Source organism: Acidobacteriota bacterium (assembly GCA_039028635.1).
GTDB lineage: Bacteria > Acidobacteriota > Thermoanaerobaculia > Multivoradales > JBCCEF01 > JBCCEF01.
The window spans coordinates 45579-52763 of sequence record JBCCHV010000044.1; the positions used below are offsets into that span (position 1 = coordinate 45579).

At 66.0% G+C, this 7185-nt stretch carries 6 protein-coding genes; 3 read left to right on the plus strand and 3 right to left on the minus strand.

The window, feature by feature from the left end:
* Positions 1–9: 9 nt before the first annotated feature.
* On the minus strand, positions 10–207 hold the full coding sequence (locus AAF604_17170; protein ID MEM7051404.1) for a molecular chaperone DnaJ: 198 nt from the start codon (positions 205–207) through the stop codon (positions 10–12).
* Between the two features lie 277 nt (positions 208–484).
* Here AAF604_17170 and AAF604_17175 point away from each other — a divergent pair, with 277 nt between their 5' ends.
* The gene (locus AAF604_17175; GenBank protein MEM7051405.1) at positions 485–2164 is read left to right on the plus strand and encodes a DUF4388 domain-containing protein; all 1680 of its coding nucleotides are present in this window, start codon (positions 485–487) and stop codon (positions 2162–2164) included.
* Here AAF604_17175 and add read toward each other — a convergent pair.
* Positions 2161–3180: an adenosine deaminase gene (gene add / locus AAF604_17180; GenBank protein MEM7051406.1), complete on the minus strand. Its 1020-nt coding sequence runs from the start codon at positions 3178–3180 to the stop codon at positions 2161–2163. The genes AAF604_17175 and add overlap by 4 nt on opposite strands.
* A 21-nt stretch (positions 3181–3201) precedes the next feature.
* Entirely contained in the window at positions 3202–4191 is a 990-nt protein-coding gene (locus tag AAF604_17185) for a carbohydrate kinase family protein (protein ID MEM7051407.1), read from the minus strand.
* Between the two features lie 378 nt (positions 4192–4569).
* On the opposite strand from AAF604_17185, the gene AAF604_17190 reads away from it, so the two are divergent.
* On the plus strand, positions 4570–5151 hold the full coding sequence (locus AAF604_17190; GenBank protein MEM7051408.1) for a CoA pyrophosphatase: 582 nt from the start codon (positions 4570–4572) through the stop codon (positions 5149–5151).
* A gap of 233 nt (positions 5152–5384) precedes the next feature.
* Positions 5385–7085 carry a DNA/RNA non-specific endonuclease gene (locus AAF604_17195; protein ID MEM7051409.1) on the plus strand — a complete coding sequence of 567 codons (1701 nt, stop codon included), beginning with the start codon at positions 5385–5387 and terminating at the stop codon, positions 7083–7085.
* Positions 7086–7185: the final 100 nt, after the last annotated feature.

The window sequence follows — 7185 nt, forward strand, 5'->3', positions numbered from 1 at the left end:
GCCCGGTTCTCAGGGAACCTGCCCTTTGCCGTCGCAGTTCGGGCAGACCCCCTGGGCGTTGCAGTGATCGCAGTTGACCCAGCCTTCGCCGCGACAGACGAGGCAGCCCTCGCCCTTGCAGTTGTCGCAGTTGGGAGTGCCCTGTCCGTTGCAGGCTGGGCAATCGCCGGTGCCGTCGCAGTCGCCGCAGTGAACGGGCTCGCTCATGATTTCTCCTCCTCTCGGGTTCTCGGCTTCGGACTTCGAAGAGGAGTGGCTCAGTCTTTGAGACTATTTCGCGCAATCTAAATTACGTCCACCGAGCGGGCGTGCGAACGGACCGCCTCCGGCGAGGAGCCGGGCTCGCCAGAACGGTGGAGCCCGGACCGAGAGCAGGGCTCGGCTGTGACTTTGCTCCCGTCCAGCGGTCTAGAGAGGCATAGCTCGCCGAAATGGCTCGGCGGAACACCCGGTCGAGGTGGATGCATGTTTCGAATCGATTAAAATGCTGGTCATGTTTCTGGATCGCTCCCGTACCGAAGAAATCGCCCGCCTTTCCCATGGACGCCTCGACGAGGTTCCGTTCGCAGCGGTGCTCCATGCGCTGGCCCTCGAGGAGCGCACGGCGGTGCTCTCGATCCAGCGGGGACCATTGAAGAAGGAGGTCTTTTTCGAAGACGGCTTCGTGGTGGATTGCCGCTCGAACTTGATCCACGAGACCCTCGGTCGCTTCATGATGGCGCTCGGCAAGATCTCTGCCGAGGATCTGCATCGCACCCTGAACGTCTCCTTCGAGCGCGGCGTGCGCCTCGGCGAGGTGTTGCAGGAAGAGGGCATAGTGACCGCCGTCGAGCTCGCCCGGCTACTGCAGCAGAACCTCGCCAAGAAGGTGCTCGACCTCTTCACCTGGCGGGATGGCTCCTACCAGATCGTCGACGAAGTCCCGGCAACCGGCTCGCCGCTGAAGATGAAGGTGCCTCAGTTGGTGGTCACCGGCGTGGCGAAGTTCACCTCGACGGAGGAGATTCGCCGCATGGTCGATGCCTTGCGCGAGGCCGGAGTGTTCTGGGACCACATGCGGCAGGGTCTGCTGGAGGATCTCCGCCTGAGCTCCGAGCAGCAGCACCTGGCTCATCTGCTTGCCCAGGGATGGGGCGTGGACGAGGTGGTGGCGGCTTCGCCGATCGAAGATCAGGAGATCTTTCGTCTGCTCTATGCCTTCGGGGTGCTCGGCCTGATCGCGGCCGCACCGCAGCGGATCGAGACCGGAGTCGAGGCCGGCGTCGAAGCGGTGCCGGAAGCCGCCGTCGAGATGGCGCCGGCGCCGGTCTCGTCAGCGGAGGAGGCGGCGCCCGTCACCACCGCTGACGAGGTCAGCTCTGGGCTTTCGGCCTTGGCGGAGATCGCCGCGGTGGACCCTGCCGCGGACGACCTCGTGCCGGTGGTGGCGCCTTCCACGGCAGTCGTACCCGAGTTCGGCGAGACCGATCCTCAGCCTGCCGCCGAGCCGTCGGAGGCGCTCGCCCAGATCTACCTCGACTACCGTGGACGCGATGCCTTCGACCTTCTCGGCGTGCCGGAGACCGTCACCATGTCGCGGTTGCGGGTCGCCTTCTTGGCTTTTTCCGAACGCTTCGCCCCTTGGTCCTTTCCCGAGGCGGGTCTCGCCGACAAGGCGCGCGACCTCTTCCTGGCCGGCGCTCAGGCCTTCGGTGACCTCGCCGATGGCGAACGTCGGCAGGCGCTGATCGAGGGCCGTCGCAGCCGGGTCGAGTCGCCGGTAACCTCGTCGATGGCGATCGAGACCGACCTGCTCGATTCCGAAAAGCAATTCGAGAAGGGCAAAGGGGAGATGGAGCGGGGGGATTTCGAGCAGGCCGTGACCACCCTGCAGTTCGCCGCCGACTGCGATCCCCAAAACGCCGAGTACCGTGCCGAGCTCGCCTACTGTCGCTATCTGGCCGAGCCCCAGCGCCTCGATCACGCCATCATCGAGCTGCAGGATGTGCTGCGCCTCGAGGCCGACTGCGGCGAAGCCAACCTCTACCTGGGAGAGCTGTTGATGGAGCGCGACGAGTGGCAGCGCTCCGAAGACCACCTGCGGCGCGCCAACCGCATGCTGGCCCCCGATCGGCGGCCGATCGAGAGCCTCAAGGCCCTCGCCGTCCGCCGTCGCCGCGGCTAGGAGGGTCGATTCACCAGCGCTTGGCGTTCTTCGGCGTTGAGGAAGGCACCTTCAAAGGCGTTGCGGCGCAGGGTCTCGAGCTCTTCGGGTCCGAGGCCGAGCTCTTCCTCGGCGATGCGAAACTCGTGAGCCAGATCGATCCCGCTGATCGCCGGATCGTCGGTGTTGAGGGTCGCCTTGATGCCCGCCGCCAGGAGCTGCTTCAGAGGGTGCTCGGCGTAGCTGCCGAAGGTGCTGGTGTGGACGTTGCTGGTCGGGCAGACCTCGAGTGGGATGCCGCGCTCCACCAGCAGGGCCAGCGTCGCCTGGTCTTCGATCGCTCGCACGCCATGGCCGATGCGCTCCGCTTCGAGACCGAGTACCGCCTGCCGCACGCTTTCCGGGCCCGCCGCTTCGCCGGCGTGGGCGATGGTGCGCAGGCCGGCCTCCCGCGCTCGCCGGAAGTGGTCCACGAAGAGCTCGCCCGGATAGCCCGCTTCGTCGCCGGCGAGATCGAGGGCGACCAAGCCGCGGTGACGGCCGGCGAGGCAGGCCTCGAGCTCCTGCCAGCCGATCTCGGTGCCGTAGTTGCGCGAGATGATGCCGATCAGCTTGGCCTGGACCTCGACCTGCCCGCGGGCCTCTTTGAGGGCATCGCAGGCGGCTTCGACTACGCCCTGCGGGTCGAGGCCGTGGGGCTCGGCCATGAAGTAGGGGCTGAAGCGCAGCTCGATGTAGTCGATTCCCTCGGCGGCGGCGTCCTCGAGGTTTTCGCGCACGACCCGGCGGACCGCGTCGTAGTCGACCAAGATGCCGCGCAAGAGCTCGAAGCGGGCGAGGAATGCCAGCAGATCCGGCTTGGGCTCGGCGAGCTCGATGTGAGGCCGCAGGCCCTCTACCGTATCCGCCGGCAGGGCGATGCCGTGGCGTTGGCCGAGGTCGAGGATGGTCGAAACGCGGACATTGCCATCGAGGTGCCGATGGAGCTCCACCAAGGGTGTTCTCGGCGATTCTGCGGGCGTGCCGGTTGCGACCACGTTCTCTCCGCGGAGGGCGCCTCAGGCGCTCTCGGCTGCAGCGCCGAAGTTCGCCGCGTAGCGGTCCCAGAACTCCTCCGCCGAGTAGGCGTGACTCTGGGTGCCATAGCGCTCCACGACGTAGGCGGCGGCGACGCTCCCCATGCGTCCGCAGACGGACAGCGGCGCATCGCGCAGCAGGCCGGTGACGAAGCCCGAGCGGAAGGCGTCACCGGCGCCGGTGGGATCGACCATCTGCTCGATCTTGGCCGGCGGAATCTTGATCGAATTGCCGGCGGCATCGAGGATCTCGCTGCCTTCCTCGCCATAGGTCACCACCCAGTAGGTGGCGATCTCGCGCAGCTCTTCGGCACTGAGCTCGGTCTTCTCCTGGAAGACGGCGTACTCGTAGTCGTTGAGGATCACCATGTGGGCACCGCGGGCCGCCTCGAGCAAGGTTGGACCGTCCATCGCGATGACCTGGAAGGAGGGGTCGAAGATCAGCGGGATGCCGGCCTGGCGAGCTTCGTTGCAATGGCGCACCATGGCCTCCGGGTCATCCGGTGCGACCACGCAGTAGGCGGCGCCGCCGCGGCTCTCGGCGATCGCCTGCAGGCTGAGCTCCTTGGCCCGCGCCATGGCGCCGATGAAGAAGCCGGTGATCTGGTTGTCGGCCTGGTCGGTGGTGATGAAGCACGAGGCGGTGACCTCGTCCTCGTGGGTCACCACGTCGTCCACCAGGACACCTTGCTCCACCAGCCATTGGCGGTACTCATCGAAGTCGGCGCCGGCGGTGGCCACCAGGCGGGGAGTCTCGCCGAGCAGCGCCATGCTGTAGCCGATGTTGCCGGCGCAGCCGCCGCGCTGCTTGCGGAAGTCACTGACCAGGAAAGAGAGATTGATCATGTGGATCTTGTCCGGCAGGATGTGGTCCTTGAAGTAGCCCGGGAAGGTCATGATCTGGTCGAAAGCAATGGAACCGGCCACCAACACGGTGCGGCCAGAGGGGGAATGTGCCTGGGATGAGGCCATGGGAGATCTCGCTCGATTTCGTCAGGTGTTTGGATATCGCGAACGGCGCAACCGGGGGATTGTCTCAAAACACGCCGCCGGCTCCAAGCCTGGCCGTGGGGCACGGCACACGGTCCTTCTCCCAGAGAAGGCTCGCAGCGACACCGCGGGCTGGAACTGAGGAAATGTAGGGAGGGAAAACGGGCTCGGCGCGGTCTGAAGCGCGTCCTCGAAGGGCCTGCCGCCGCGCCGAGTCCGAGGTTTTATACGGGTGCCTTCGAGAATGGTTCACCGATTCCGGACTTTTGTCCGGGATGCCGGCCGGCAGCGGTCGTCGGCGGTGCTCGCTGGCGTCCTTTTTGGTCGCCACCAGGCGCCGCGAGGGTAGACTGCGGCGCTATGAACCACTCGCCCTTCGGCTCGCTGGGAGAGATGCTCGCCGCCCGTTCGGTGCGTCGTTTCGAGCGCGACGACACGATGGGAGAAGCCGCCGTCGCCGTCGTCCTGCGCTGGCGCGACGAGGCCGAGCTGCTGCTCATCGAGCGGGCGCAGCGCAGCAACGATCCCTGGTCGGGCCACATCGCCCTGCCCGGCGGCCGGCGCCAGGTGGAAGACGTCGACCTGCGCGCCACCGCCGAGCGCGAAACCCTTGAAGAGGTGGCCCTCGACCTGAGCGCCGGCGAGCGCTGGCTCGGCGCCCTCGACGAAGTGCGCCCCAACACCCGGCGCCTGCCGCCGCTGGTCATCGCCCCCTACGTCGCCCTCGCGCCAGCCGAGGCCACTCTCCGGCCCGACCCACGGGAAGTCGCCTCCATCCACTGGGTCGCCCTCGCCGAGCTCCGCCGCGGCAGCGCCCAGAGCGAAGTGCGCATCCCCTTCGGCGACAGCGATCTCTACTTCCCCTCCTTCCGCTTCCAGGGGCACGAGATCTGGGGCCTGACCCACCGCATCCTGGTGCAGTTGCTGGGGCTGATGGACTGAGGCGGGTCTGGACTGAAACGGACCCCCCTGGGGTCCGTCGAGGATTCTGTAAGTATTTACTTTCAGTGAGTCAGGGTGTCAGGAGAGGGTCTACTTTTGTGGGTAAGTGGTCTCCGGAGTCTGCGAAATTCAAGTAACATTTACACATTGTTCTATTGACATGTTAATAAATTAGATTATCTTGGAAGCTGTTCGAAGGGACTGATCCCCTCGAACCCATGTCAGGAGGTCTGATGCATTCTTCCAAGGTGCTCGTTCCCTTCGTTCTTTGCTTGCTGATGGCGATTCCTCTCACCCTGTCGGCCCAATCCGCGGTTCCGGTTTGGGAGACCGAGGCGCTCCTCGGGGCGCTGGCCGAGGATCTCGGCGGTTGGGATGAGGCCGAGCAGTTCCTCGCCGACGCCACCGACCAGGAGCTGGCGACCAAGCTCGAGGAGCTGCGCGTGGTCATTGCCACGGCCCTGCCACCGACTTCCAGCAACATTCGGGATTGCCCGGTCCGGTTTGGCTCGAGCCTGCGCGGGCTGCCCCATCAGCTCGGTACCCAGACCGTCTTCATCGACACCCTCGGTCGCCCCCGGGAGGTCCTGCAGATCCTGCCGGCGATCCCGGCACTGCGCGACAATCGCTGTCAGCGCGATGTCGGCAACCTGGGCAACAACCTGGTGACGGCGCCCCACAAGCCCTACGACGGCGGGCACTTCATCGCCGCCATTCTCGGTGGCTGGAAGCGGCGCGCCAACCTGGCGCCGATGAACCGCACCCTCAACACCGGCAACTGGGCTCGCGCCGAGCGCCGCATCGCCTCCTGCCCGGTCACCCGCCTCGGCACCATGCAGGTGCTGGCCCTCTACGAAGGCGCTTCCGATGTTCCCGAGAGCTGGCGCATGAAGCTCACCTTCCCGGTGATCGACCCGATCCACAAGCGCGGTGGCACCATCGACTGGACCTTGGGCAACGAGCCGCGCTCGAGCTCTAACACCCAGACCGCCGACCGCCGCACCCTCGAAAACGCCCTCGCCCAGCTCGGCTGCGGCCGTGCCCTGCGCAAAGCGGTGTTCGACGACACCGGTTCCATGGGGCCGGAAGCGGACGGCATGAAGGCGGCCCTGAACGACTTCGTCGACCAGGGCGACTCCACCGAGAACATCGAGTGGGGCTTGATCACCTTCAAGGACAACGTCACCAACGTCGGATCGACCTTCAGCCGGAGTACCTTCAAGAATTGGATCAACGCCGTCTCCGTCTCCGGTGGCGACGATTGCCCGGAGGAGTCCATCGGTGCTCTGTGGGCCGCCGCCCAGGAGCTCGCCGCCGGCGATGCCGATGACCTCAAGGAGATCGTCCTGGTCACCGACGCCGATCCCCAGCCCGGCGACTACCAGGGCCTGGCAGCCTTCGCCAAAGACAACGAGATTCGCATCAGTACCCTGCTCACCGGCACCTGCGGCTCATCCCGCGGCACCGGCGAGCAAAAAGAAGGTGGCGATGAGACCCTGGCGGTCGGTCCGACCTCGTCCTTGAACGGCCAGACCGTCTTCTCGACCCTCGCCAACGAAACCGGCGGCATCTACCGCTTCGCTCCCGGTCTCTCCGCCAACGGTTACCGCGACCTGCTCGCCGAGACCTTCTTCGAAGGCGGCCTCGCCGGCACCCGCTCGGTCAGCAAGCTGACCCTCACCTCGATGTGCTGGGTCGACAACTCCACCCACATCATCCGGGTGCGCAACCCCAACGCCTTCGACGTCTACTTCGAGTGGGAGCGCTACGGCTCCTCCCTCGAAGGTGACGGCCGGGCCAAGGCCAGTAGCGACACCTTCGTCGAGATCTCCGGCCTCAACATCAACTCCGGCAACACCATCAAGCTCTACTGGGAAGACGGCAACGGCAACCGCCGCTCCACCACCAAGGCCCTGAACCGCAACAACTGCTAGACCGAGAGGTGATCGGTCGGGGGATAGGCGGGGCCCCCCGCATACCCCACCCAAAAACCACATACGTCGGCAGCCAACCCCCCCGTTTGTACACTCGCGA

Coding starts and splice junctions, on each gene's coding strand:
- AAF604_17190 (MEM7051408.1), top strand. CDS start 4,570: ATGAACCACTCGCCCTTCGGCTCGCTGGGAGAGATGCTCGCCGCCCGT.
- AAF604_17185 (MEM7051407.1), bottom strand. CDS start 4,191: ATGGCCTCATCCCAGGCACATTCCCCCTCTGGCCGCACCGTGTTGGTG.
- AAF604_17175 (MEM7051405.1), top strand. CDS start 485: ATGCTGGTCATGTTTCTGGATCGCTCCCGTACCGAAGAAATCGCCCGC.
- AAF604_17170 (MEM7051404.1), bottom strand. CDS start 207: ATGAGCGAGCCCGTTCACTGCGGCGACTGCGACGGCACCGGCGATTGC.
- AAF604_17195 (MEM7051409.1), top strand. CDS start 5,385: ATGCATTCTTCCAAGGTGCTCGTTCCCTTCGTTCTTTGCTTGCTGATG.